This window comes from Shigella sp. FC1567 (genome assembly GCF_001743015.1).
GTDB lineage: Bacteria > Pseudomonadota > Gammaproteobacteria > Enterobacterales > Enterobacteriaceae > Escherichia > Escherichia coli.
This window is the reverse complement of record NZ_MIIV01000415.1, coordinates 1-400: the sequence shown is the minus strand read 5'-3', so window position 1 is coordinate 400 and position 400 is coordinate 1. Positions and strand designations below refer to the sequence as shown.

The 400-nt window shown below is 52.8% G+C and carries 1 protein-coding gene; it reads left to right on the top strand.

The window, feature by feature from the left end; genetic code table 11:
- Nucleotides 1-400 (top strand): transposase (locus BHE85_RS18895; protein WP_146628273.1); only part of this gene is annotated, 400 nt, incomplete at both ends.

Below are 400 nucleotides of genomic sequence, written 5' to 3'. Positions count from 1 at the left end.
ACCCGCAGGTCAAAATGGTCTGCCAGATGGAACTGACCAGCCATCTGCTGACGGCTGCAGCCTTCGGCACGATGAAGAACAGCGAAAATGAGCTTGCTGAGCAACTTATAGAACAAACCGGCGATAACACTCTGACGTTAATGGATAAAGGTTATTACTCACTGGGACTGTTAAATGCCTGGAGCCTGGCGGGAGAACACCGCCACTGGATGATACCTCTCAGGAAGGGAGCGCAATATGAAGAGCTCAGAAAACTGGGTAAAGGCGATCATCTGGTGAAGCTGAAAACCAGCCCGCAGGCACGAAAAAAGTGGCCGGGACTGGGAAATGAAGTGACAGCCCGCCTGCTGACCGTGACGCGCAAAGGAAAAGTCTGCCATCTGCTGACGTCGATGACGGA